We start from the raw sequence: 25,046 nt of genomic DNA, 5'->3' as shown, positions 1-25,046 counted from the left end.
TGCATCCTTAAATCCTTCTTCATTTGCACATCTGCATATTTACAAATCTGCACATCCGCACACTTATTCCCCATTCAACTTCTGCAAATGCCGTTTCTCAGGTGGCAGGGCCTGCCATTTCTTGTACGAGTCGTTAATATAAACAGCTAATGACTCGCTATTGTTGCTGGTGATAAACGAATAACTTGGACGATACAGCTGCATAAAATCTTCCAGTTCCTGTCCTTTAAGCGGCACGATGCTGCCCACATACACGCGGTTAAATACCTGGTCGACCTTCCGTTCCTGCTCTTCACGGGCAAAATAACGTTTCAACCGCCGGGCATCACGCGCCTCCTTACCAAACCAGCTCGATGGGGATAAAGGGTATACCTTACTCTTTTCATACACGTCGGGATATTCTTTATGCGGATCAAATGCGAGTCGCTGAGCAGTAATATTTACTTCTTTTAACGAAATGCTTTGTGTTTTCAATTCTACGTGCTTTTGCGTCAGATCAACTACATACATAGTATCGGGAACATAAGTTGGCGCTGAAAAGATTAAGATATGTCCGGTTTCTGATTTGATCTCGAACTTGCCCGATTTATCTGTCAGTGTGATCTGTTTATTGGTGATGTCACGCACAAAAACATCAGATAGTTTGGCGCCATTACTGGCATCAACCACATTTCCCCTGACATAGATCTGGGCGTGTAATGCGTTTGAGATAAATAATGCAATAGTGAGAAGGTAGAATATTCGTTTCATGGCAGATCAATTATAGCGTAAGTATAACCTAAAAACCCATCATTTAAACTAATAGTTTGGGATTTAACATTTAATTTAACACTTTGCTGAGACAAAACATAAAAACCCGGCTTTTTTGCCGGGTTTTTATGTTTTGGGGTGATTGGTTGAAGTGGTTGTATTAGTTGGATTGGTTTACTTAGGATATTTCTGATAAACCACTTCAACTAATACAACCGGTACAACAATTTCAATCAATACAACTATTTCTTCGTCCAAACATTATTATCAGGGTTATAATCCGGCATTACTTTGTCAGGATCATAAGTAACTGACTGGATCTCTTCTGTCGACGGATATTTGAATGTCCAGGTGCTGTTGCGCTCCCAGATTTCAACCGGCAGTTTCACACGGTCAGTTTTACCACTCACTGTTTTGATTTCCAGGGTTACAGGCATTGCCATTTTCTCCAGGTTATCAATAGTGATCAAAGCACCTTTAGACGGATCATTGTCGAAATACTTTACGTCGCGTACAGCAACATCCAAACGCCAGTTGTTCAGGAACCAGCCTCTCCAGAACCATTGCAGACTCTCGCCTGATGCATTTTCCATAGTGCGGAAGAAATCATCCGGTGTAGGGTGCTTAAATGCCCAGCGATCTATGTAAGTTCTGAATGCAAAATCGAAACGCTCAGGGCCCAATATCTGCTCGCGCAACATAGTTAATCCCATACCAGGCTTAAAGTAAAGCAGTATACCGGTGTTTCTTTCCTTCAGGTTTGCAGGCTGGCTTAAAACTGGTTCTAATGCCGGATTAGTTACTGCAGCGCCTGCTTTTTCAACATCCGCCGGTTTGCGGGCGTATTCACCATTGTTAAAATCAGCAGTAGAAAGTGTATTGATAAAGGTATTGAAACCTTCGTCCATCCAGCCGTATAGACGTTCGTTAGAACCAACGATCATCGGGAACCAGGTGTGGCCAAACTCGTGGTCATTCACACCCCAAAGGCCCCCTTTTTTAGCTTTATATCCGCAGAAAACAATTCCGGGATATTCCATACCGCCTACTATACCAGCAACGGCGGTAGCAGCAGGGTAAGGAAATTCAAACCATTTTTTTGAATTGTATTCGATAGATTTCTTTACATATTCGGTTGAACGGCCCCATGCATCCATGCCATCGCTTTCAACAGGATAAGCGGAGATAGCAATAGACTTTTTGCCGCTTGGCAAGTCCATTTTAGCAGCATCAATAATAAACGCAGCTGATGAAGCCCATGACGCGTCGCGGGCATTCTTTATCTTAAAGTGCCAGGTTAATTCTTTTTTGCCTGCCGGGCGCGACGAAGCCTCAGTAACTTCACTTGCTGAGCGGATAACAACAGTTTTTTCGCTCTTTGCAGCCTCTGCCCAGCGTTTTAATTGCTCGGGTGTATAAACTTCCTGCGGGTTCATTAACTCACCGGATGCTACCACGATATGGTTTGCAGGCGCAGTAATGGTCAGGTCGAAATCACCGTATTCCAGGTAAAACTCACCCGGACCGGTGTATGGAATAGTGTTCCAGCCTTCTACATCATCATACACGCACATGCGCGGGTACCATTGTGCTACCTGGAATATTTTACCATTTTTGGTTTCCTGGATACCCATACGGTCTGAGCCATAATCAGGCGAAATAAATGAATATTCAATCTTTAACTTAACTTGTCCGCCATTTGGATTTAAGTCTTTAGGCAGGAACAATTGCATACGGGTATCATTTACCAAAAACTTGGCATCAGTTTCAGCGCCTTTTTCACCAACCAGTTTAACCGATTTGATCTTAAAGCCCGCATCAAACACCTGGCCGCGGCCCCAGTTACGGCTTTTCGGCACAGGCGGATTACCAACCAAAGGAACGATGGCGGTACCTCTTGAATCTTGTTTAAACAAGTTCTGTTCAAGATTCATCCACAAAAAGCCAAGCTTTTGAGGGCTGTTGTTGGTGTAAGTCAATACCTCTGATCCGGTGATTTCGTTAGTCTGATCATTCAGTCTGGCTGACAATTGGTAATCAGCACGGTTTTGCCAGTATTTTGGCCCTGGTGCGCCGTCAGCTGCACGAAACTCGTTTCCATTTTTTGTAAAAAATGGCGGCCCGAAGGTTTCATGATAATCATACTTGGTGTTTGGAGCAACGGGAGGTGGGTTGTCTTGCTGTGCACTCACTGCACCTGCAATAGTTAATAAAGCCAATGTGAGATTGGCTATCAATTTAAATTTCATCTCAGTTAGTTAATTATTGGGGTGCAAAATAGTATAAATTAAGCAATTACACGAAGTGGTAAATTAATTGTTACATAATAATAATTTGCAAATAATTCCCCAAAAACTAACGAACTAGTCAGTTTTTCAAAATACCGTTGCCAGACATATCAGGTTATCGAAAGCTTATAACTAAATTGGCAGTGATAAAGGCCCCTAAACCTTATCACTTTATTCCGAATTAAACCATAATATTCCTATATTAGTTTTATTTAAACCTGATAATGAGAAGAGTACTGATCATTCCCGTGATTGTATTTCTATTTTACCTATGTGCCCCTGCTGTTTGCCTGGCACAATATACGATATCTGGCAAAGTAGTGAACAATGACGACGCTAAGCCTGTTGCCAATGCCAATGTTTTTTTAAATAATGCAACTACAGGCACAAAAACCACTACTGATGGTACGTTTACCCTAACTAATGTTCGCCCGGGCAGATATGATCTTATTGTGTCTGATATCGCCTTCGAAACCTACAGTATACGGATCGACATTACAAATGCCAACTTAAAACTGCCCGACATAACATTAAAAGCAAAAATGATAGGCCTGCAGGAAGTTGTGATTAAAGCTAAAACAGATCCTGACAGAAAAAGAAACCTGGAATGGTTTTCCGGTGAATTTTTGGGTCCGGCCTTTGCCTCAGGAAAATGCAAAATATTGAACCCGGAAGTAATAGATCTGCAATATGATGAAGGTAAAAAGACATTATCCGCTTCATCCTATGATTTTATAGAGATTGAAAATGATGTTCTTGGTTACCGGATCAAATATCTGCTTAAGGATTTTTCGTTACAAATGCTGGGTGCCGATAAGAAAAGGGTACACTACATGGGCGCCGTACTATTTGAAGATTTAAGAGGTTCTGAATCGCTGGAAAAACGCTGGAGAGCAAACCGCCTGGAAGCTTATCAGAATTCGCCTATGCATTTTTTAAGGGCGGCATTAAACAATAAGCTGAATGAGGAAGGCTTCAAGGTACAACAATTGGCAATTGTTCCTAACCCTGAACGGCCTGATGACAATGTGATAGATTCCCGGATACATTATTACGAGGCTATTAAATCTCCAGGTCAGCACCAGCGTGATTCCTTGTCTTACTGGCGAAAAAAATGGAAGCTTGAAAAAACAGTTCAAAAGCTAATGCCGTTTCCATTAGAGAAACGGGATATCATTGTCGCTACAAATAAACCCGGCGAATATGCATTAAGCTGCGACAATGATGGATTATATATTGGCTTCAATAAAACACATCATTTTCAGGCAAACGATAATTTGAATTATCTGAATAGTACCAATAATTCTGATAATACTTTGTTAATGTTTAATTCTCCGCAGGTATTATTTGATGACAATGGTGTAATTGCCGACCCTTATGGCGTTTTATATTATGGCGTGTGGAGCAAGAAGCGTTTGGCAGACTTACTACCGGTGGATTATCAACCTGCTACAGTAAGCTATGAGCCGATTACCGAAAACAATATGATATCGGCAAAACTGGATAGCTTTCAAACTGCCCATGCTGTTGAAAAAGCTTACCTGCATTTCGACAAACCATATTATACTGCCGGCGATACAATGTACTTCAAGTCCTATGTCACCCTGGGGGACAGGCACCTGCTATCTGATCTGAGTGGTATCTTGCACGTTGAACTGATCAACCCGAACAACAAGATCGAACGAGCCATAAAACTTCAGTTGCTGAACGGTGTAGCCTGGGGAGATTTTGTTTTGCAGGACACACTGGCCGCGGGCAATTATCATGTAAGGGCCTATACGCGCTGGATGCTGAACGCTGATAATATATTTGAACAATTGATACCAGTCGGTTCGCTGCAGACACAAAAAATTCCTGAGCACAGTACCGTAAAAGCGGTAGCTGCAAAACCTGATCTGCAATTCTTTCCGGAAGGTGGCCAATTGGTTAATGGGGTGGCTGCAAAGGTGGCTTTTAAATCTATTGGAATGAACGGCCTGGGCCTGGGTGTAAAAGGCATTATTACTGATAATTCTGGCAAAATTGTTGACCATTTTTCTGCCGCACATGCGGGCATGGGTTATTTCAGTTTTACACCGCACGCAGGAGAAACCTATAAAGCGAATGTTGCTTTTGCAGATGGCAGTAAAGATATATTGGACCTTCCTGCTGCTGTTTCAAAAGGTATTTCCCTGTCCGTTAATAATGACTCTATTCCCAAAGCGGATATATGGATCAATACCAATCCTGCTTATTTCGCAGAAAATAAAGGCAAGGGATATACGCTGCTTATCTATTCGGGTGGAGACGCCATCACCGTTCCGATAAAATTGGATAGTGCTGCCATGCATATTATCGTATTGAAGCGGCACTTACATACAGGCATTGCTACAATAACGCTGTTTTCCGGAACGAATGAGCCTTTATGCGAGCGGCTGATATTTGTGCAAAATTATGATAGGCTTAATCTTGGCGTTGCGTCAGACAAGGGCAGCTACCACGCGCGTGAAAAAGTTAATTTCAAATTAAATGCAAAAACCAGAAGTGATTCTGCGTCAATGGGACATTTCTCTGTATCAGTCATTAATGAAAATATTGTACCTGTTGATGAGACAACTGAAAACACCATCCTGAGCAACCTCTTGCTTACTTCGGATTTGAAAGGTACTGTAGAACAACCCAATTATTACTTCACCAATATTACCGATGAAAAACTGAAAGAGCTCGACCTGGTGATGCTGACCCATGGGTACAGGCATTTTGAGTGGAAAAAATTATTAAGCGATGGATATCCTGCGCCCAAATGGCAACCTGAAAAGTCGATACAGATAAGCGGCAATATTAAAAGCCTTGCCGGAAAACCCATCCCTAAGGCCCCAGTTGCACTGCTATCATTTGATCCGGAATCACTTACCACCATTCTTGCCGATAACTCGGGTACATTTGTATTTGACACCCTTGCGTTCCGGGATAGTATCCGGTTTGTGCTGCAAGCCGTAAATGCAAAAGGGAAAAACAGAACAAAGATCAGCTATACCCCGGACGTAAAAGCCCCTATGCCTGCATATCCAATGTTAAATAATGATACAATTCCGGTTTCCTATATTTCAAACAGCGAAAAACAACAGGAAGAATTAAATAGGTTGGGTTTGGGAAGAGGCAAAATGCTTAAGGAAGTAAAGATAAAAGACAGGAGGGTGGATGATCAATATGAAACCCAAAGCCTTGCCGGAGCAGGTCATGCCGACCAGGTAATGCATGCTAAGGAAATAGGTATGATCCAGGGGCCATTAGGTATAAGTTTGGTTGGCAGATTGAGAGGAGTAAGGTTTTTAGGTGCTTTCCCAAACATAGTTCCTTCTTTGGAAGGAGGACTATTTGGCAGGCCTATGTTAGTAGTTCTGGATGGAATGGAAGGAGCTGATATTAATTCGGTAAATGCGAGTGAAGTTGAGACCGTTGAAGTATTAAAATTTTCGGGCGCTATCTACGGGATGGCTGGAGCAAATGGAGTGATAATTATCACCACCAAACGGGGAGCCGGTACTGACTGGAAGGATGTAACCGCTACCGGCATTTTGCCTGTAACCGTTCAGGGCTATGAAAAAGTAAGGGAGTTTTATTCACCTAAATATGAAAGCACTGTAACCAATAATCATCCAGACCTCCGCAGCACGATTTACTGGAAACCCGAATTGACCACCGATAAAGATGGCAATGCATCATTTGATTTTTATAATGCTGACGGCACAGGCACCTACCGGGTAGTAATTGAAGGTATTGATGAAAAAGGAAATATCGGCCGGCAAATATATAGATATAAGGTTGATTGAATTAAGTGATTGATAGAGCGTTGTCACTCTGAGCTTGTCGAAGAGTCGCGCGCAGAGGTCCAACGCACCATACTTCGACGATGCTCGGCATGACACCCTTATTTTATTTCTTCAAAAAATGCTTTTTATAAACCTCCGCATCAAAACCGAAATAGAGGAAATTACCATCTTCAATTACCGGCCGTTTGATCATGCTGGTTTTTTCCTGCAATAAAGGCAAAGCATCTGTAAAGGTTTTTACATCTTCCTTTACTTCAGGCTGCAGGTCTTTCCAGGTAGTACTCTTTTTATTTAAAAAGGCTTCATAACCTGCCTTGTCATTCCACTCCTGCAATTTTTCAGGATTGATGCCAAGCTTTTTAAAATCGTGGAATTCGTAATTTATTTTATTTGCCTTAAACCAGTCCAGTGTTTTTTTAACTGTGTCGCAATTGGGAATACCGTATACTTTCATGCCGCGAAGATACATTTCAGTTAGCAGTTTTGAGTTGGCAGTTTGCAACGATTACTGCGAATAGTCGATAATGGATAGCGTATCTTAGCTGGTTCAAATGACTTCCGACTTCCGACTTCCGACTTCTAATTACCGTTCCCGCTCGAGCCTTTATTCCCGCCCTTGGTGTCGTCATTATCAATTCCGTGCTCGTTCTTTTTAATATTGCCATTGAACTTGCCAAATTTGAAGTTGATCCTGAAAGCGAATGACCGGTAATAATTTTGATTATAAGATTGCTGATAAAAATAGGTGGAGTTAATTGTATTACGGAAAGTATTGTATTTGGCGTATGGATTATTGGCCACCAATGACAGTGTCAGTTTCTTCTTGAAGAAATCTTTTGAAACCAGGTATTGATTAAAGATAAAGTCGCTTGATTTACCCTGCAGGTTCACATTTCCGCTAAAAAATCCGGCAAGGAATCCAACGGCAAATCCGCTATCGAACTTGTAACGCAGGTTACCGAACGCATTACCGGTAAAACCATCGTTATGATACATACCACCATTGAAAGTTCCGCTAAGCCAGATATGGTTCACCTGACTGTTTAAATTGAGCGTAAGTTTTTTGGTAATGTTCATATTGGTATGCACATTCAATCCAAGTGTCTTGTTTGTTCCAAGATTCTCAAAAGTGGTGTAAGTAGCTACAGTGGTGCTATCCGGAAACCCTGCAACAGGCACCTGGCGCAGGCTCGACACATTCTGAATAGAATTGTTTGAGAAAGCATAGCTCAACCCTACATTGATCGAATTCTTGGTGAAGTTGCTGTAGGTCAGCTCAAATGTATTGTCCAGCTCGGGCTTTAACGACGGGTTACCTGTATTTATAAAGGTTGGATTCGATTTATCGACAAACGGGTTTAACTGGAATATACCCGGACGCTGAATACGTTGTGTAAAGCCAAAATTAATACTGCTGCTTTTGAAACTGCGCTGAATAGAGATTGATGGGATCAGGTTGGTATAACTTGGCGCTGTAGTAACTCCAGCCGAAGTAAAATCAGCGTTGATAGCGGTATGCTCCAAGCGCAAACCCGCTTTACCCGTCCATTTATCCAATTTCAATTGATATGAGTTGTACAGGCTTAAAATATTTTGATGATAGGTAAAATTATTGGTCAGCGTATCATTAGTAATATATTGCTGTGTAAGCGTATCACGGTCATCTACATGGTAATAGCTGTAATTGCTGCGGAGGATGGCTTTCGCTCCTGCTTCTATGGATATTTTTTTGCTAAGCGGACTGGCATAATCTATCTGTATGGTATGATCCCTGTCGCCCGCATTATTGTATTGCTGGTAATCAGGATATGACGAAAGAGGGTACATAAACCTGTCATCAAAAGTGTTATTATTCTGCTGTTTATTGGGAGCATAGCTATACTTGTAAGAGATAGTCAGCAACTCATCTTTTGATTTTCTGAAACCGATCTGATAATTAAATGAGGCATCAAAACCCGTAAACGTACTGTGATTGGTATTATTCAGATTAAAAGCCTGCGCCAAATCGCCCAATGTATTTGTATTGGAAAGCTGATTGGTATATTGATGCTGATCGTTTCCGAAAAGGTCGACAGAGGCGGTTAACAAGTTAAGGGTGTCTATTTCAAAGCTCAACTCTGTCCCGCCATAGTGAAAATTTCCTTTTTGCCTGGTGGTACCTACCTGGTCAATAGTTGTAGTGACTGCTTTTGTAGTCGGATCAAATATATTTTCAACATTCCCGGAACCACTTGTAAGGTCGCCGTTGCTGCCAAATCCTCCAAAAAATGACGCTCCGAATTTACCTTGCTTAACCGTCCCATTAATGTTATAGCCTGCCCCGAAAACTGTATTGAAGCGACTATTGAAACCTATATTATATCCCTGGTCGGCATTCTTTTTTGTGATAATATTAATGATACCTGCTAAACCTTCCGCATCATATTTTGCGGGTGGGGTAGTGATCACTTCTATCTTTTCGATATTGGTAGCAGGCATGGATTTCAAGATATCCGATGGATTTTTTGCCACTAAAGCCGACTCTTTACCATTGATCAGTATTTTATAGTTAGCACTGCCCTTAAGTTGAATATTGTCGTTACCATCAACAGTTAGCAATGGAACCTTTCGCATCATGTCCAACACAGATAATGCTTTATTGTCTGGATCAGCCTGGATATCATAACTAATGCGGTCTACTTCCTGCTTCATTAATGGTCGGGCTGCTGTAACCGAAACCTCCTTCAACTGACTGGATGATGCTGCCAGCAGTACCTTACCAATATTCACGTCCGGACCATTCCCGTTTACCGCTATTGTTTTATTACGATAACCTACAAAAACCAAAACAGCTTCATAGGTTTTCCCTGCCGGGGCTTTTAATATAAAAGTACCGTCGTCCTTAGTCAATCCGCTTTTTACTCCGGCATGTGTTTTTGAATCCTGTATGGCAACGGTTACATAGCCCATCGGCTTGTTATTAGCCGAATCGAGCACAGTACCAGTTATCGTAACAGTTGGGGCTGGTGCTGAACCTCCGGTTTGGGCAAAAGCAAACATTGTGAAAAAGCTGAAGGATAAGGCTAGTAAAAAAAATTTCATATAAGGAGGTTTCGCTAAGTGACGCCTGACTCATTAAAGCGTTACAGCAAAAATGAGGTTTTAACAATTATTTAACTCTTTTTAATACAAATTCACCCTATTAGGGGGAGAGAATACCTACCCCGATCAATCTGATAAAAAAGATGATTGTTGGTCTCTACCTAATAGGTAAATTTTATAGGGCCGATTAACAGTTTAGGGATTATCCGGTCCATCGGTAATGCCCAGTCCCATACTGTCGGTCCGGGCATTGTAATGTATCCCAAAATTCCGGTTGCTTTCAAGGTCAGAAGCAGGCTGGTAATTAGCATTATGCAAATATTTGGCTTTCAATTTTTGATGCAATTCCTCTGGTTGCTTTTTTCCATTTACCATGAGTCCAGAATTGGTTAGATTGAAATACACCAGGTCGCTTTTGTCGCTAAGTACATTTGCATTTACCAGGTCACCGATAATATCCGATACCACAGCCATCATATTTGGATCATGCACAAATTTCCGGTCAGTTTTTAGCCATTTCCGTTGCATTTTTAAATCTTGTTCTGATAACAAACGCCCTCGTTGCTGTATAATTTGATCACGTTTACCTGCCAGATCTGCAGCAAAAGCTTGCTTACGTCGCATAAGTTGCAATTGCCTCAATGTGCCGGTATCAATATATTTAGGTTGGGTATACCCGGATTTCTGTTCGCGTAGTTTAGGTTGACGCGGCTTTCCCGGCGGCAGTGGCGGCCTGCCATCAGCATCATCAATAAACACGCCTGTTCCATGCATTTGCACCGGTCCGTAATAAAGACCGTTATTCGGGCTGATGCCGTACTTAACCATATATTTCTGCTGCAACTCAGTTGACTGCTTTATTCCGTTAACAATTAGTTCAGTACTGCTCAGGCCAAACCATTTTACGCTTGCAGGTTCGGGCACCACTTTATCGTCTACCAGATCAGCGATCACATTATAGGCCCTATCGCGTTCGGATGTATAATTAAGGCTATCTTCGCGGAACCGTCGCTGCATATTCGCCATCTTAGCCACATAGGAATCAGGTGACATGTCTTTAAGGCCTTTTGGCTGAGGGGATTTGCGGAATGCCTTGTCTTTAGATTTCAAACTATCCTTATGAAAGCGAGCGTGTGCTGCGTCGGCTTTGTATTGATCTCTCAATTCTTTTAAGTTTGCAACATCGTCGTCACGGATACGCTTCTTCTCCGCCAGTTCTCCTTCTATATTGCGCAGCATGTAATTGTATTCAGGCAGTTTATTGTCAGCTACTTCCTCATCATTGATCTCCATTGAAGCAATTTTATCGGCAACCACTATAAAATGATATTTATTGCCCTTCTCATCCATCGCGCGGATATCATTATTGGTTGGGTCGGCGTCGCTGTTTTTAAATAATATGCTGGTGAACCTTATGGAGGTATCTTTTACAGTAATTGTATCTTTTGTCCGGGCTCCCGGTTTGCTGTCATTAACACGTTGACTTTCGGGTAAGCGATGCATCGATACCGGCATCGTTTTAGTAATAACTTTTCCTGATTTATTGGTGAACTTTACCACCAGGTTCTTTATCACTGGGTTATCTTTTGATATGGTAGTAAAGGCGGATAACACCACCAAACCCGCTGCCAATACAATCTTTTCGATTACGCTTAATCGTTTGTTTTCCTGGCTCACCATACGCTTAAGTCGGTCGCGTAATTGGTTGCCGCTTCCTATGCCCATGGCCAGAGATGCCCTGCTGTTATCTTCATATCCAAAGGAGAGTAATGCCTCCAGGTAATTGGCTTTACGGTTTGTGCGGCTCAACACGATGTCATCGCAGCATGCTTCACGTTCGGCACGGATCAAAGATGATAGCCATAATAGACCGGGATTAAAGAAGAATACCGTTTCAACTATCCCCTGTAAAATATTCACTAAATAATCGCGGCGGCGAATGTGGGCCAATTCGTGCCACAAAATGCTTTCTAATTGTTCAGGGGATAGTTGGAGTATGATGCCCATTGGCAACAAGATCATCGGTTTTAACCAGCCCACGGCAACCGGCACTTTAACCAGCTCAGATTGCACCAGGCGGACAGCCTGCCTTATGCCTATCTGACCGGCAAAATGCTCAATCTTATGTTTAAATTCTTCGGACACCTCATGAACCCGGTAATTCCTGATCCGCTGGATATATAATAGTCCACCAGCCATTTTCATACTTTTCAGCACAAAAAGCAGCAGCCATACCATGAATATTGCAGTTGAGTACTCATTCAACAGTATCACTATCCTGCTAACAAAGCTGATATGCGGCTTGGTAGCCGGAACAATAATATTGAGTCCACCCGGCGCATGTATAGTCTGTGTCGCATGGAAAGCACCCTGCTCAACTACCGGCGTCCATATTTCAATGCAGAACGTAATGCATACCGATACTGTAAACAATATAAGGATACCGCAAAGCAAATTGTAACGGAATGCAGCGTCCGACTTCCGGGTGATAGTGATCACCAAACCGGCAAGCAAAGCAATAACTAATCCTATCCAAAGCGAGTGGATCAGCGTCCAGCAAATTGCGTGAATGGTATGATCCGAAATATACGGCGCCCAAAACGTTTTCATGGTTTTATGATTTTTGGTCTATCTTTTTAATCAGTTCTTTAAACTCTTCCATCTCCTGCGGAGACATTTTTTTATTGCCGAGCAATTGCATCATCAGGCTGCTTGCCGAACCATTGAACAGGTTGTCAACCACACGATCCAGTATGTAGCCTTTAGTTTTCCCTTCCTCCACCGCTGCCTGGTACACGTGCGTCATCTGGCTGGCATCTTTGGTCACAAATCCCTTATCGAGCATAATCAGCATCAGCTTTTGTGTCGACATATAATTCACCTCGCGTTTCTGCTCGTTCAGCTTATCATTTACAAACCGAACAGTTGAAGGCCCGTACTGCCACAACACCTGCAGTATTTCAAGTTCTGATTTAGTAGGTTCCGTTGATATGTTTTTATCCTTCTTAGATGATCTCATACTCAAACCTAAGAAAAAATTCTTATGTTCCAAATATTTCCATCCAACTATTTTACAACTAACTATAAATCAGCAAAATAAAATAAGAAATATTTCTTACCTTTAGATAAAAGAAATAGAATATGAACTAAACTGATTACAGTCACTCATTCACTAACTCACTCATTCACTCATTATTTATTAAAGCGCGTCATCGTCAGCTCCGCCCCTATCGTTGCAAAACTTTTAATCATTTCGATAGATCGCTCTATTAAGGCAGGGAGTTCGGGCAATTCGTCATCATCAAAGCCGCTGAGGACGTAATCCACCTGTTTACCTTTGGGGAACTTATCGCTAACGCCAAATCTTAAACGGGCATAATTATTATGGCCTAAGATAGCTTCAATATTCTTCAAACCGTTGTGGCCGGCAGCACTGCCTTTAGGTTTAAGGCGGAGTGTGCCTAATGGAAGGGCAATATCATCTACAATCACCAGCACATTCTCAACCGGGATCTTTAATTCCTTCATCCAATAGTTAAGCGATTTGCCGCTGAGGTTCATGTAAGTAGTCGGCTTGATGAGGTAGAGCATCCGGCCTTTGTGGGATACTTCGGTATAATAGCCCAGGCGCATGTTGTAGAACTTCGCATTTTCCTGTTTGGCGAATTCATCCAGCACCATGAAGCCAATGTTATGCCGGGTATCTGCATACTCCTGCCCTATGTTTCCTAAACCTACTATCAGATACTTCATAACTACCGGCTTTTGCCAAAGGCGTAAAAAGGCTTTATTCTTCAATTTAATTGTGCGAAGATATTCTTTTCAAACAAAAATAGCGACGGGCACAAAACCCATCGCTATCTATTTGGTGTAATCACAACCTAATCGGTGTAATCACAAATTATTTTTTACCAGCTTCCTGCTCAGCCTGGCGCAATGCACGTGAAGTAGTTACAGATACGATAGTATCTTCTTTTGCATTAGTGATGGTCAGTTTGTCGAATTTCAAGTCGCCAACACGTACTGACTTACCTACGTCAAGGCCTTCGATGCTTACGTCGATCGTATCCAAGTGATCTTTAGGTAAAGCTTTGATGCGAAGTTTACGTAATTTCTGAACCAGTTTACCACCCATTTTAACACCTGGAGAAGTTCCGGTTAATTTGATTGGAATTTCAATAGCGATCGGTTTTTTCTCGTCCAGCTCCAAAAAGTCAACGTGCAGGATCTGCTCAGTTAACGGGTGGAACTGAATGTCCTGGATGATTGCTGTTGATTTTACATTACCAACGGTGATGTCGATAAAGTGAACAACCGGGGTATAAATAACCGGCTTTAACTCAGCTACAGAAACTGCAAAGTGAATTTGAGTTTTGCCACCATAAAGTACGGCAGGCACTAAACCCTGGTAACGCAGCTCTTTGGCGTCGCGTTTCCCTACGTTCTCTCTTGGAGAACCGCTAATAGCGAATGATTTCATTTGTTAATTTATTTATCTATTTAAAAATCCATGATCCACAATTGCGGACCATAGTGTTATTTGCTTTAAATTAATCTACCTTAAACAACTGGCTGATCGATCCGTGCTCGTTTACGTTCAGGATAGCCTTCGCAAACAGTTCGGCAGTCGACAACACTTTAATTTTGTTGCTTGGGTATTTCAGCGGAATGGTATCAGTTACGATCAACTCGGTTAATACTGAATTTTCGATCGTCTCATACGCATTTCCTGACAACACCGGGTGTGTACAAACAGCTCTTACACTGCGTGCGCCACGTTCCATGATCAAACCGGCAGCTTTTGCCAAGGTACCGGCGGTATCACAAATATCATCTATCAGCACAATGTCCTGACCGGTTACATCACCTATCAGGGTCATTGATTCGATCTCGTTTGCACGCTTACGGCGCTTATCGCAAATCACCACTTCTGCATTAAAAAACTTTGCAAAAGTACGCGCCCTATATGATCCTCCCATATCCGGAGAAGCAATAGTCAGGTTCTCCAGGCCCAGGCTTTTAATATAAGGCACAAAAATGATGGATGCATCCAGGTGGTCTACAGGCACATCAAAAAAGCCTTGTATCTGCGCTGCGTGCAGGTCCATCGTCATAATTCGGTTGATACCGGCTGCTACCAAAAGGTTAGCTACCAATTTTGAGCCTATTGCCACACGGGGTTTATCTTTCCTGTCCTGGCGGGCCAAACCGAAATATGGGATAACGGCAGTTACATAATGCGCAGATGCGCGGCGGGCGGCATCGATCAACATCAGCAACTCCATCAGGTTATCCGTAGGCGGACATGTTGATTGTATCAAAAACACGTCGCAACCACGCACCGTCTCATTAAAGTGAGGCTGAAACTCGCCGTCGCTAAAACGGGACACCGCAACTTCACCCAAATCTTTACCATATGCGTCCGCAATTTTTGCTGCTAACTCGGTTGTCCCTGAACCGGCAAATAGTTTGATTGGATTAAACTGTAAAGGCATCTTTTTTTATTTCGAATGTCGGATTTTCGATTTCGGAATTAAATTACGATTTCGGAATTACTTTATACCTGTTTAAAAGCAATTCGGATTTCAAATTATCAACCGGATATATCCGACATTGAAAATCCGAAATCCGAAATTCTCTTGTTGCCCGACCAGGATTCGAACCTAGACAAACGGTACCAAAAACCGTCGTACTACCATTATACTATCAGGCAATCTCCACTCGGTTTGCTGCCATTCCGAAAAGGAATGCAAATATAAGACGAATTTTTTAAGTTCAAAAGCTATTTTAAAAAAAGTGTAAAGAGAATATTAAGGCAAGAAATTACTCTTCAACCACTACGCCCATCGAACAGAATTTATCGATTCTTTCTGTTACAAGTTGATCAATGTCCTTGCTTTGTAGCTCTTTCAAATCCTTCAGGAGGTGCTTTTTTAATGTAGTTGCCATCGCAACAGGATCCTGGTGCGCACCGCCAAGCGGTTCTTTTATTACTCCGTCGATGAGTTTATTTTTAAACATTTCAGTCGACGAAAGCTTTAAAACCTCCGCAGCGCGTTCTTTATTTTCCCAGGTTTTCCAGAGAATGGTAGAGCAGTTTTCAGGAGAGATCACCGAATACCATGAATTTTCGAGCATGAATACTTTATCACCAATAGCCAAACCCAATGCACCGCCTGATGCACCTTCACCAATAATGATGCAGATAACGGGCACTTTCAACACAGACATTTCCAGCAGGTTACGGGCAATCGCTTCTCCCTGGCCGCGTTCCTCTGCCTCAAGACCAGGAAATGCTCCCGGAGTATCAATCAAAGTGATGATCGGCTTATTGAATTTCTCGGCCAACTTCATCAAACGCAAAGCTTTACGATAACCTTCAGGGTTCGCCATACCGAAGTTACGGTACTGACGCTCTTTGGTATTACGCCCTTTCTGGTGACCGATAAACATCGCGGTATGGCCGCCCATAGTGCCAAAGCCACCTATAATTGCCTTATCATCACCAACAGTACGGTCGCCATGTAATTCGATAAAATCATCGCACATTAGCTCCAGGTACTGTAAGGTATATGGTCTTTCAGGGTGACGGGATATCTGGACCCTTTGCCAACCGGTTAAATTGGTATATATCTGGTTTTTGGTAGTATCGAATTTTTCCTGCAACTCATTAATGGTTGCCGACATGTCCACCTTGGTTTTCTCTTCAACCTGCTTCACTTTATCGATCTGCTGCTGCAGATCAGCCAGGGGTTTTTCAAAATCAAAAGATATTTTCATATGCTTTATTGAGGGTGGCAAAGTTAATTAAATGAAATGGGATATTTTTTAATTTGAAAATTTGAGGATGTGGCAATTTGAAAATTAACTTGCTTTTTCCTCATTTTCAAATCTTCAAATCGACACATTTTCAAATCAATTGGTTTTCTCCAAAGTTTCCAGTTTTTTGATCTGTGCGGGAGTCAATAGCTTCTCTGCATTATAACAAGCCATCAATATTGCCCCTTTCATCTCGCCATAGTACAATCCCGAGCGGTTGGTATAAAAAATAAGCGATCCTTCATCTATCTGATGAGAATGGAAAAGGCTATCCAGCATCTTTTCATTGCGTATAATATTACCGCCCATTTCCACCTTTTTGCGGTGCAACTCAGTGGAAAGTTTGGTTAACTGTCCAACTTGAATAGGGCTCAGATCCAGTTGCTTTTTATATTTCAATACACTATCCGGTGATGGGAAATGATTCAGGTCGCCGGCCAATGACATATTATCAAGGTCTTCACCTTTCAAATATGCGTTATACTTTAAATCACTTATTGTTTTGACGGTTGAATGTTTAGGTTCGGTATCGATAACTACCGGAGCCTTAGCCACTGTTTTTGCTGGTGATTTTTTTGCAGCTTTTACCGCCGGTTTATGATGTGTGGAAGCGCTGTCAGCTTTCTGAGGCTTCGCGGCACTATCAGCAGGATGCGCTTTTGTAGTACTATCTACCGCTACATGCCTGGTTGTATCAACCTGTTTTTTGGCGATTGTATCAACAGTGGGGCGTTTTACAGTAGTATCTGTAACCTGATTATTTTTCACGCTGTCTTCATGCGTTTGCGCAAAGACAGGCATAAAAAAAAACAAACATAACAAAGTGAAAAGTAGCCGTTTTAGCATAGGAATTATATTTCAATTCAAAAATGTTAATTATTCGGTAATATTTATAGATAAATAATTTTTCATTTAACTGTTGGCAAATTACCAACCTATTTATTATATTTGCGTTGAACCTTAGTCTATGATCATAATTTATCTAACCAAGCTTCAGCAATTTGCCCGAAAGCACGCTGATTCTGGTAAAAGTCTAACTGCCTGGCGTATTGTTACTGAGCAAGCTATTTGGAAACAAAGCACCGATGTATTAAGAGATTTTCCCACTGCTAAGATCATAAAGGGCAACAGGGCAAGATTTAAAATAACAGGGAACAAATACCGCCTGATTGTAGAGGTGGATTATGAAGATGAAATTGTGGAAATAAGATTCATAGGCACTCACTCTGAATACGATAATATTGACGCAGAAACTATTTAAATTATGAGTACAAAAGCACAATGGTTTTTAATTGATTCTGAAACCGAATACAATGCTGCCGTTAATAGATACGAACAGGTTAAGCGGGCAGCAAAAGGCACAGAAGAACACAAAGAAAAAATGCTTCTTGTGCATCTTATTGCCGAATATGAAAAATCGACACTGGATTTACCAGAGGTCGATCCTGTGGAGTTAATTAAAATAAGGCTTGATGATTTCGGTTATAAACCTTCTGATCTGGCCAATATTTATGGAGATAAAGGCACCATCAGTAAGGTATTAAACTATAAGCAGGCGCTTTCATTAACTATGATCCGTAAGTTCAGCGATTTTTTAAAATTACCTACGGATTCCCTTATAAAAGAGTATCAATTAAAGACTGAGCATTAATATCAAACTACCTTTTTTAAAGTAAAATAAAATCTGCTGCCTTCGCCCAATTCGCTTTGTACACCGATCTTTCCGGACTGTGCTTCGATAAAGTCCTTTGCAATAGCCAGGCCCAGGCCTGTGCCCGTTTGCTCCATTGTAGCGCCAGGCACTTTAAAGTATCGCTCGAATATGCGCGGCAAGTATTTGCTTTCGATACCTCGTCCATGATCCTGAACTGAGAACTCAACATCATCGCCCCGCAGTTTTTTTACATCCAGGTTGACAGCCGACTTTTCAGGGCTGTATTTTATGGCATTTGATAGTAAATTGATCAATACCCAGGTTGTTTTATCCAGGTCGGCGCGTACTTCGGGCAGGTTTTCATCAAAATGTACATCTATATTCACCTGCTTCTGATCAGCAGTAAATTTGATGGCTTTTACTGCATAATCCACAATATTCTGAGGATGTGTGCTGCCAAAATTCAGGTTCAGTTTACCGGTTTCTACCTGGGCCATGTCCAGCAGCTCTCCGGTGATTTGCAGCAAACGACGGGTATCATCTTCGATATTGCCAATCAATTGTTTCTGTTCAGTATTGATATCACCGATACGTTGGTCTTCCAATAACTTCAAACTCATTTTGATAGATGATATCGGTGTTTTAAGCTCATGAGATATGGTGGCTATAAAGTTGGTTTTAGCCTCATCCAGTTGCTGAAACTCGGTAATGTTTTTCAGGATAATCACTTTACCAATGGATTTATCTTTATTGATAACAGATAGAATTTCTTTTGAATAATAGCTTTCCCGGTTATCCGCAAATATTTTGACCCTATTCTGGCTGGTCTGCAAAAGGTTCCTTAGCAGATCATTCTCAACGGCAACGTCAGGTGCATACCTGCCAACAAGACTTGCCTCAGTAATGCCGATAAGTGTGCACGCCACCTCATTGGCGAATATAATAAGCGATTTCTCATCCAAACCAATAATGCCATCGTGCATGGAATTGATGATCGTTTCAATTCGTTTCTTCTCAAATAAAATATTAGCCAGGTTGCTGTTCTCGTATTCAGCAAGCTTAAATGTCATGGTATTAAAAGCCTGGGCCAGTTCGCCAAACTCGTCATTCGATTTAAAACTCAATTGCTGATGATAATTGCGCTTGGCAATCTCTTTGATACGCTCGGTAAGCTCACGGATGGGATTGGCTATATAACCCGGAAAGTTGATAATAAAGCTGAACGCGATGAGAAACAGGAATGATCCGATGAAAGCTACGATCATAGTTGCCTGGCTTGCCGTGGCTTTGGCCGTTGCATTTTTATGCTGAATAGCATTCATATTCAATTGCATGATGCTATAAAGCAGTTTGCGTATCTGCAATCTCAGGTCGGTTTGCTTTTGAAGATTATTACCTTGGAGTTTTAGCTGTTCATATTTAGAACGTAGTGAATCAGTTGCAGCCTGTTCTCCGGGCTCAGTAATATTATGTTCCTGTCCTACCAGGTTTTTTTCGATAATGCTGATCTGCTGCGCATTAAGCGACAACTCATTTTCGTCCATCGCATTACCTATGTTTCTTACAAACTGAAGGGTCTCATAATTATCCTTCAGGATCACACTGGAATCAGCTGATAGCCTGTTCAGGAACCAGATAGCCAGGCCGCAGCAAATGAGCGCCAGCAAAAAAAGGAAGCCAAAACCGGCCCTGAGTTTATTTTTTATAGTCATGACAGTATTACTAAATCGATTTCCGTTTTGGACATTTTTTTCAAAAGCTGGGTAAATACGGCGGTCTTCATTACCAGTTGATAAAACTTAAAGTGCGGCTTGCCAATACATATGGTTGTGATCTCATATTTTTCAGCCGCCTCCCAGATTGTCTTGGCAACATTATCACTTTTTATTTTCAGTACCTCGCCTCCTAACTGGGTAGCCGTTTTCATATTATTGATCAGGTGGCGTTGTGCGGCCAGGTTGATCTTATCACTGCTCTCATTCGAGGTTTGCACATAAAGTACATACCATTTGGAGCGGTAATAGGATGCCAGGCGCGCCGTTTTCCGGATGATGATCTTAGCCGATTCATCATTTGTGCTGATACAGGCAAGGAACAACTCGGCACGCAACTTTACATTTTTAGGTATCTCCGTATCGATCTTTCGTTCTAACTGATGGGCTACTTCTTTCAGCGCCAACTCACGCAATTGCAAGATCCGTTCAGACTGGAAAAAGTTATTCAGCGCAAGCGGAATCTTTTTTTCATCGTAGATTTTACCCTGCTTGAGCCTTTCAATTAGTTCATCAGCGGTTAAGTCGATGTTTACCACTTCGTCTGCAAGCTGTAATACCTTATCCGGGATGCGTTCTTTTATACTTGCGCCTGTAATACGCTCCACTTCCTCGTTTATACTTTCCAGGTGCTGAATATTCACTGCACTGATCACGTTGATACCCGCATTCAGGATATCACGTACGTCCTGCCAGCGCTTTTCATTCTGGCTGCCCTCGATATTGGTGTGAGCCAATTCATCCACAATCACCACCTCCGGACGTAAACTGATGATGGCGTTCAGGTCCATCTCTTCCAGCTCTTTGCCTTTGTAGAATAATTTACGGCGTGGTATTACGGGTAAGCCATCTATCAACGCTTCGGTCTCCTTACGTTTATGCGTTTCGATATAGCCGACCTTTACATCTATGCCGCTGCGCATCAAAGCATGCGCTTCCATAAGCATACGATAAGTTTTACCTACACCGGCACTCATGCCGATATATATCTTAAACTTACCCCGCCGTGAGCGTTTGATTAGCTCCAGGAAATGTTCTACCGATTGCTCTTTATTTTCTCCGTCCATAATTGGTTATCAAAGTGGTAAGGGGATGTTCTCCGGACATCCCCTTTTACACGAACTCAATCAAACTAAATAAAAATTGCACGTCCGTGTTTACCTTCAATGTTATATGTAAAGTTAGTTAGAAAGCATACACCGCAGCAATTACAAACTGGCTGGCCTGTTTGGTTGGCATGCCATCTCCTTTGGTAAAGCCAAACGTATCTACATTGGCATTATCCAATCTCACTTCCGGAATAATGGTTAAAGCACCTGCCTTGACGTTTGCGGTGAATGTTAAACCTGTAACATCGTCGCCTTTTTTCACTTTAAAATACTCACCTCTCACTCCCAAAGTGACAATTTTAGATACAGCTAACTGAGGATATAGTGCTACGCCTTCGTAACCATTACCAAAGTGCGCTGTAGTAAAATCAGCGGCATTCAAACCTAATTTAAAAGCGTCAGTGATCTGGTAAGCAGTGGTCAGGTCGAATATCGTACCCGAAGTCGGTCCAGAAGCTACATTCAAATAAGCAGTCCAGCCTTTCAAAGGAACTACCATTAACTGCGCACCAAAAGTCGATACATCATGCTGTGAAGTATAAGTATTCCAGTTATCATTAAAGATACCGGCCATTAAGCTTATTTTATCAGAGAAAGCATAAGTTGCTTTAAAGCCTGCATTCTGGAATGGCCCATTGGTAAACAGGTATGATGTAGAATAGTTAAAGTTTCCTGTTGGTGATACTACCTCATAACCAATAAAGGTAGCCATATAACCTGCAGTGAAATTCAATTTATCAGTGACATCATAGGATACATACAGATTTTGAATATGGAATGAATTATTTCCATTAGCGACAGTACCATCACCATTAGGGATCGACTGGTATTGACCGCGAGGCCCAAATGCCAATTCACCAACAAAAGCAGCTTTGCCTACTTTCTTTTTTAATCCCAGGTCGATCATACCGATTGATACCGAGTTTTGATCAGAAGCAAAGCTGGTCGGAATATTAGCATGACCTGAAAAATCATATTTATAATAAGTATCCACCGAACCAGAGAAGATCAGGGGCGGATCTTTTGGATCCGCAGTGGTACCTACCTTTCCGGTGTCCACGGCGGCAGTTGTCGCTGCTTTCACCGATAAGGTTGTTATAGTTAATATTGAAAATAGAGATATTATAGTTTTCATTACAGTATTAGTTCTATTATTTCAGTTCATCCAGAGCCACATTCAGCTTCAGCACATTTACTTTTTCAGGGCCAAGCAAACCCAGCAACGGGTGCTCGATGTGATTATTTACCAGGTCGGTTACTTTTTGCTCGTCAAGTTTGCGGAATTGGGCCACACGTTTGATCTGCATTTTGGCCGCCTGCACCGAAATGTCCGGATCGAGGCCGCTGCCCGATGCAGTTACCATATCTGCAGGGATATCACTACGTTTCAGGTATGGGTGATACTTTAACAGGGTATCAATGCGCTTTTGAACATCCTTCAGATAGTCAGGATTGGTTGGACCTTTGTTTGATCCCGCTGAGCCATTGGCAGCATAAGCTACGGCAGACGGACGTCCCCAAAAATATTGGGGTTTGGAAAAATTCTGTCCCACATTGGCATAACCAACCACTTTGCCATTTACTACGATGGTCTCGCCATCGCCTTTGCCTTTAGCCAGTTTACCGACAGCAGCGATAAACAGCGGATATATGACACACAGTACTACAATGAGCACCAGGGTTATTCTTATTGATGGAATAATGTACTTCTTCATGATTTTTTAAACTACTAATGAAACAACCAGATCGATCAGTTTTATGCCTATGAATGGCGCGATAACACCGCCGAAACCATAGATCAACAGATTTCTGCGCAGCAATGCACTTGCGCCAATCGGCTTATACTCAACACCTCTTAAAGCCAAAGGAATAAGCATCGGAATAATGATCGCATTGAAGATTACCGCCGATAATATGGCCGACTGAGGGCTATGCAAAGCCATAATGTTCAGGCTCTGCAATGCTGGTATAGACGTGATGAACAATGCCGGTACTATGGCGAAATATTTAGCCACGTCGTTTGCGATAGAGAAAGTGGTCAGTGTACCGCGGGTGATCAGCAACTGTTTCCCGATCTCAACGATCTCGATCAGTTTGGTCGGATCGTTATCCAGGTCGACCATGTTGCCGGCTTCTTTGGCGGCTTGTGTACCGCTGTTCATGGCTACACCAACGTCTGCCTGAGCCAGTGCCGGGGCATCGTTTGTACCGTCGCCCATCATGGCTACAAGTTTACCACCGTTTTGCTCGTGTTTGATATAGTTCATTTTATCCTCGGGCTTTGCCTCAGCGATAAAATCATCCACACCAGCCTTTTCAGCAATAAACTTGGCAGTTAATGGATTATCACCGGTTACCATCACTGTTTTTACCCCCATCTTGCGTAGACGGTCGAAACGTTCTGAGATACCTGTTTTGATGATATCCTGCAATTCGATCACACCTAAAACCTTCTCATTTTGAGATACTACTAATGGTGTACCGCCATTTGAAGCGATGGTTTTCACTCTGTCCTCAACACCATTAGGCAATGGATTGCCTGCTTTTGTTACCATATTCCTGATGGCGTCAAAAGCCCCTTTGCGTACGCGCAAACCATCAGGGGTATCTAAACCACTTGAGCGAGTTTCAGCGGTAAATTTTATAAATGTTGCACCGTCAGGCACTTTTACAGTAAGGTATCCTGTGCCCTGTTCAGCCAGTTCTACTATTGATTTACCTTCAGGGGTTTCATCTGCCAGTGAGCTCAACACGCAAGCTTTTACAAATTCCCCTTCGGTAACACCGTCAACCGGCCAAAAGTGGGTGGCTTTACGGTTACCTATTGTTATTGTCCCGGTTTTGTCTAACAATAGGGTGTCGATGTCGCCTGCAGTTTCAACCGCCTTACCCGATTTGGTGATCACGTTGGCACGCAATGCACGATCCATACCCGCGATACCGATGGCAGATAATAGTCCACCAATGGTAGTTGGGATAAGACATACAAACAATGAGATCAATGCGGCAATAGTGATAGGGGTATTAGCATATTTTGCAAATGGTTGCAGCGTAACGCATACGATGATAAATATTAGCGTAAAGCTTGCCAGCAAAATAGTCAGTGCAATTTCGTTTGGTGTTTTCTGACGTGATGCGCCTTCTACCAATGCGATCATCTTATCCAGGAAGCTCTCGCCCGGCTGAGTGGTTACCAGTACTTTAATATTATCTGATAATACTTTTGTACCACCGGTAACAGACGACTTATCACCGCCTGCTTCACGGATTACCGGGGCTGATTCACCGGTAATGGCCGATTCGTCGATAGTAGCAATACCTTCTATGATCTCGCCATCTGTTGGAATGGTATCGCCTGTTGTGCAAACGAATGTATCGCCTTTACGTAATTCATTGGATGATTTGGTAATGATTGTGCCATTATCCAGCAATACTTTGGCAGGTGTTTCTTCACGTGTTTTACGGAGGCTGTCAGCCTGTGCCTTGCCACGTGCCTCGGCAATTGCTTCAGCAAAGTTGGCGAACAATACAGTTAACAACAGGATTACGAATATTCCTAAGTTGTAGCCGAATGAGCCCTGATCTGTATGCGAAAAGGAGTAATAATTCACAACCAGCATTACCAGTGTACCGATCTCTACAGTAAACATCACCGGGTTGTGTATCATTACCCGGGGATCGAGTTTTATGAATGATTCTTTGAGGGCTGTCCGTACAAGGGCAGGCTCAAATAATTTATTAGATTGATTTTTCATTTCAAA

19 protein-coding genes and 1 tRNA gene are annotated in these 25,046 nt (G+C 42.2%); 3 read left to right on the top strand and 17 right to left on the bottom strand.

The features are described from left to right. Nucleotides 1-63: 63 nt before the first annotated feature. Together VIM89_RS02995 and VIM89_RS02990 are read right to left on the bottom strand one after the other, a co-directional pair. Nucleotides 64-750 carry a peptidase associated/transthyretin-like domain-containing protein gene (locus VIM89_RS02995; protein ID WP_488154645.1) on the bottom strand — a complete coding sequence of 229 codons (687 nt, stop codon included), beginning with the start codon at nt 748-750 and terminating at the stop codon, nt 64-66. A 242-nt stretch (nt 751-992) separates the two neighbouring features. Beyond that, nucleotides 993-2,999 (bottom strand): M1 family metallopeptidase, encoded by a 2,007-nt coding sequence (locus VIM89_RS02990; protein WP_488154644.1) that lies wholly within the window; start codon nt 2,997-2,999, stop codon nt 993-995. Between the two features lie 263 nt (nt 3,000-3,262). Between VIM89_RS02990 and VIM89_RS02985 the strand changes: the two genes are divergently transcribed. Continuing rightward, nucleotides 3,263-6,850: a beta-sandwich domain-containing protein gene (locus tag VIM89_RS02985; RefSeq protein WP_488154643.1), complete on the top strand. Its 3,588-nt coding sequence runs from the start codon at nt 3,263-3,265 to the stop codon at nt 6,848-6,850. 103 nt (nt 6,851-6,953) lie between these two features. On the opposite strand, the gene VIM89_RS02980 is transcribed toward VIM89_RS02985, so the two are convergent. The 10 genes from VIM89_RS02980 to VIM89_RS02935 form a co-directional block, all read right to left on the bottom strand. Continuing rightward, entirely contained in the window at nt 6,954-7,304 is a 351-nt protein-coding gene (locus VIM89_RS02980; protein WP_488154642.1) for a Spx/MgsR family RNA polymerase-binding regulatory protein, read from the bottom strand. A 125-nt stretch (nt 7,305-7,429) separates the two neighbouring features. Then, nucleotides 7,430-9,931, bottom strand: coding sequence for a TonB-dependent receptor (locus VIM89_RS02975; RefSeq protein WP_488154641.1), 2,502 nt, complete (start codon nt 9,929-9,931; stop codon nt 7,430-7,432). A 195-nt stretch (nt 9,932-10,126) separates the two neighbouring features. Next, nucleotides 10,127-12,541 (bottom strand): M56 family metallopeptidase, encoded by a 2,415-nt coding sequence (locus VIM89_RS02970; protein ID WP_488154640.1) that lies wholly within the window; start codon nt 12,539-12,541, stop codon nt 10,127-10,129. Nucleotides 12,542-12,545: 4 nt separating this feature from the next. Continuing rightward, nucleotides 12,546-12,950, bottom strand: a complete 405-nt coding sequence (locus VIM89_RS02965) for a BlaI/MecI/CopY family transcriptional regulator (RefSeq protein ID WP_488154639.1) — start codon at nt 12,948-12,950, stop codon at nt 12,546-12,548. Nucleotides 12,951-13,123: 173 nt separating this feature from the next. Beyond that, on the bottom strand, nt 13,124-13,684 hold the full coding sequence (gene pth / locus VIM89_RS02960) for an aminoacyl-tRNA hydrolase (RefSeq protein WP_488154638.1): 561 nt from the start codon (nt 13,682-13,684) through the stop codon (nt 13,124-13,126). A gap of 148 nt (nt 13,685-13,832) precedes the next feature. Then, entirely contained in the window at nt 13,833-14,411 is a 579-nt protein-coding gene (locus VIM89_RS02955; RefSeq protein ID WP_488154637.1) for a 50S ribosomal protein L25/general stress protein Ctc, read from the bottom strand. Nucleotides 14,412-14,481: 70 nt separating this feature from the next. Then, the gene (locus tag VIM89_RS02950) at nt 14,482-15,426 is read right to left on the bottom strand and encodes a ribose-phosphate pyrophosphokinase (protein ID WP_488154636.1); all 945 of its coding nucleotides are present in this window, start codon (nt 15,424-15,426) and stop codon (nt 14,482-14,484) included. A 147-nt stretch (nt 15,427-15,573) separates the two neighbouring features. Next, nucleotides 15,574-15,644, bottom strand: a tRNA-Gln gene (locus VIM89_RS02945). A 110-nt stretch (nt 15,645-15,754) separates the two neighbouring features. Then, nucleotides 15,755-16,711, bottom strand: a complete 957-nt coding sequence (locus VIM89_RS02940; protein WP_488154635.1) for an acetyl-CoA carboxylase carboxyltransferase subunit alpha — start codon at nt 16,709-16,711, stop codon at nt 15,755-15,757. 135 nt (nt 16,712-16,846) lie between these two features. Beyond that, nucleotides 16,847-17,518 (bottom strand): hypothetical protein, encoded by a 672-nt coding sequence (locus VIM89_RS02935; protein WP_488154634.1) that lies wholly within the window; start codon nt 17,516-17,518, stop codon nt 16,847-16,849. Nucleotides 17,519-17,717: 199 nt separating this feature from the next. Between VIM89_RS02935 and VIM89_RS02930 the strand changes: the two genes are divergently transcribed. Continuing rightward, a complete protein-coding gene (locus VIM89_RS02930) occupies nt 17,718-18,011 on the top strand; it encodes a type II toxin-antitoxin system HigB family toxin (protein ID WP_488154633.1) in 294 nt (97 codons plus the stop codon). Between the two features lie 3 nt (nt 18,012-18,014). Next, nucleotides 18,015-18,401, top strand: a complete 387-nt coding sequence (locus tag VIM89_RS02925; RefSeq protein WP_488154632.1) for a helix-turn-helix domain-containing protein — start codon at nt 18,015-18,017, stop codon at nt 18,399-18,401. Nucleotides 18,402-18,403: 2 nt separating this feature from the next. On the opposite strand, the gene VIM89_RS02920 is transcribed toward VIM89_RS02925, so the two are convergent. The 5 genes from VIM89_RS02920 to kdpB form a co-directional block, all read right to left on the bottom strand. Next, a complete protein-coding gene (locus tag VIM89_RS02920) occupies nt 18,404-20,116 on the bottom strand; it encodes a HAMP domain-containing sensor histidine kinase (protein WP_488154631.1) in 1,713 nt (570 codons plus the stop codon). Further along, on the bottom strand, nt 20,113-21,243 hold the full coding sequence (locus VIM89_RS02915; RefSeq protein ID WP_488154630.1) for a sensor protein KdpD: 1,131 nt from the start codon (nt 21,241-21,243) through the stop codon (nt 20,113-20,115). The genes VIM89_RS02920 and VIM89_RS02915 overlap by 4 nt, the downstream gene beginning before the upstream one ends. 118 nt (nt 21,244-21,361) lie before the next feature. Continuing rightward, a complete protein-coding gene (locus VIM89_RS02910; protein ID WP_488154629.1) occupies nt 21,362-22,420 on the bottom strand; it encodes a porin in 1,059 nt (352 codons plus the stop codon). Nucleotides 22,421-22,436: 16 nt separating this feature from the next. Beyond that, on the bottom strand, nt 22,437-23,000 hold the full coding sequence (locus VIM89_RS02905) for a K(+)-transporting ATPase subunit C (protein WP_488154628.1): 564 nt from the start codon (nt 22,998-23,000) through the stop codon (nt 22,437-22,439). A gap of 6 nt (nt 23,001-23,006) precedes the next feature. Continuing rightward, the gene (kdpB, locus tag VIM89_RS02900; RefSeq protein WP_488154627.1) at nt 23,007-25,040 is read right to left on the bottom strand and encodes a potassium-transporting ATPase subunit KdpB; all 2,034 of its coding nucleotides are present in this window, start codon (nt 25,038-25,040) and stop codon (nt 23,007-23,009) included. Nucleotides 25,041-25,046: the final 6 nt, after the last annotated feature.

The sequence above is a fragment of the Mucilaginibacter sp. genome (genome assembly GCF_036568825.1).
Classification (GTDB): Bacteria; Bacteroidota; Bacteroidia; order Sphingobacteriales; family Sphingobacteriaceae; genus Mucilaginibacter.
The sequence above is the reverse complement of the archived record's forward strand: the minus strand, read 5'-3'. Positions and strand labels throughout refer to the sequence as shown.

Bases quoted from the DNA above. Each gene is read 5' to 3' on its own strand.
- VIM89_RS02995 (WP_488154645.1), bottom strand. From the start codon at position 750: ATGAAACGAATATTCTACCTTCTCACTATTGCATTATTTATCTCAAAC.
- VIM89_RS02990 (WP_488154644.1), bottom strand. From the start codon at position 2,999: ATGAAATTTAAATTGATAGCCAATCTCACATTGGCTTTATTAACTATT.
- VIM89_RS02985 (WP_488154643.1), top strand. From the start codon at position 3,263: ATGAGAAGAGTACTGATCATTCCCGTGATTGTATTTCTATTTTACCTA.
- VIM89_RS02980 (WP_488154642.1), bottom strand. From the start codon at position 7,304: ATGAAAGTATACGGTATTCCCAATTGCGACACAGTTAAAAAAACACTG.
- VIM89_RS02975 (WP_488154641.1), bottom strand. From the start codon at position 9,931: ATGAAATTTTTTTTACTAGCCTTATCCTTCAGCTTTTTCACAATGTTT.
- VIM89_RS02970 (WP_488154640.1), bottom strand. From the start codon at position 12,541: ATGAAAACGTTTTGGGCGCCGTATATTTCGGATCATACCATTCACGCA.
- VIM89_RS02965 (WP_488154639.1), bottom strand. From the start codon at position 12,950: ATGAGATCATCTAAGAAGGATAAAAACATATCAACGGAACCTACTAAA.
- pth (WP_488154638.1), bottom strand. From the start codon at position 13,684: ATGAAGTATCTGATAGTAGGTTTAGGAAACATAGGGCAGGAGTATGCA.
- VIM89_RS02955 (WP_488154637.1), bottom strand. From the start codon at position 14,411: ATGAAATCATTCGCTATTAGCGGTTCTCCAAGAGAGAACGTAGGGAAA.
- VIM89_RS02950 (WP_488154636.1), bottom strand. From the start codon at position 15,426: ATGCCTTTACAGTTTAATCCAATCAAACTATTTGCCGGTTCAGGGACA.
- VIM89_RS02940 (WP_488154635.1), bottom strand. From the start codon at position 16,711: ATGAAAATATCTTTTGATTTTGAAAAACCCCTGGCTGATCTGCAGCAG.
- VIM89_RS02930 (WP_488154633.1), top strand. From the start codon at position 17,718: ATGATCATAATTTATCTAACCAAGCTTCAGCAATTTGCCCGAAAGCAC.
- VIM89_RS02925 (WP_488154632.1), top strand. From the start codon at position 18,015: ATGAGTACAAAAGCACAATGGTTTTTAATTGATTCTGAAACCGAATAC.
- VIM89_RS02920 (WP_488154631.1), bottom strand. From the start codon at position 20,116: ATGACTATAAAAAATAAACTCAGGGCCGGTTTTGGCTTCCTTTTTTTG.
- VIM89_RS02915 (WP_488154630.1), bottom strand. From the start codon at position 21,243: ATGGACGGAGAAAATAAAGAGCAATCGGTAGAACATTTCCTGGAGCTA.
- VIM89_RS02910 (WP_488154629.1), bottom strand. From the start codon at position 22,420: ATGAAAACTATAATATCTCTATTTTCAATATTAACTATAACAACCTTA.
- VIM89_RS02905 (WP_488154628.1), bottom strand. From the start codon at position 23,000: ATGAAGAAGTACATTATTCCATCAATAAGAATAACCCTGGTGCTCATT.
- kdpB (WP_488154627.1), bottom strand. From the start codon at position 25,040: ATGAAAAATCAATCTAATAAATTATTTGAGCCTGCCCTTGTACGGACA.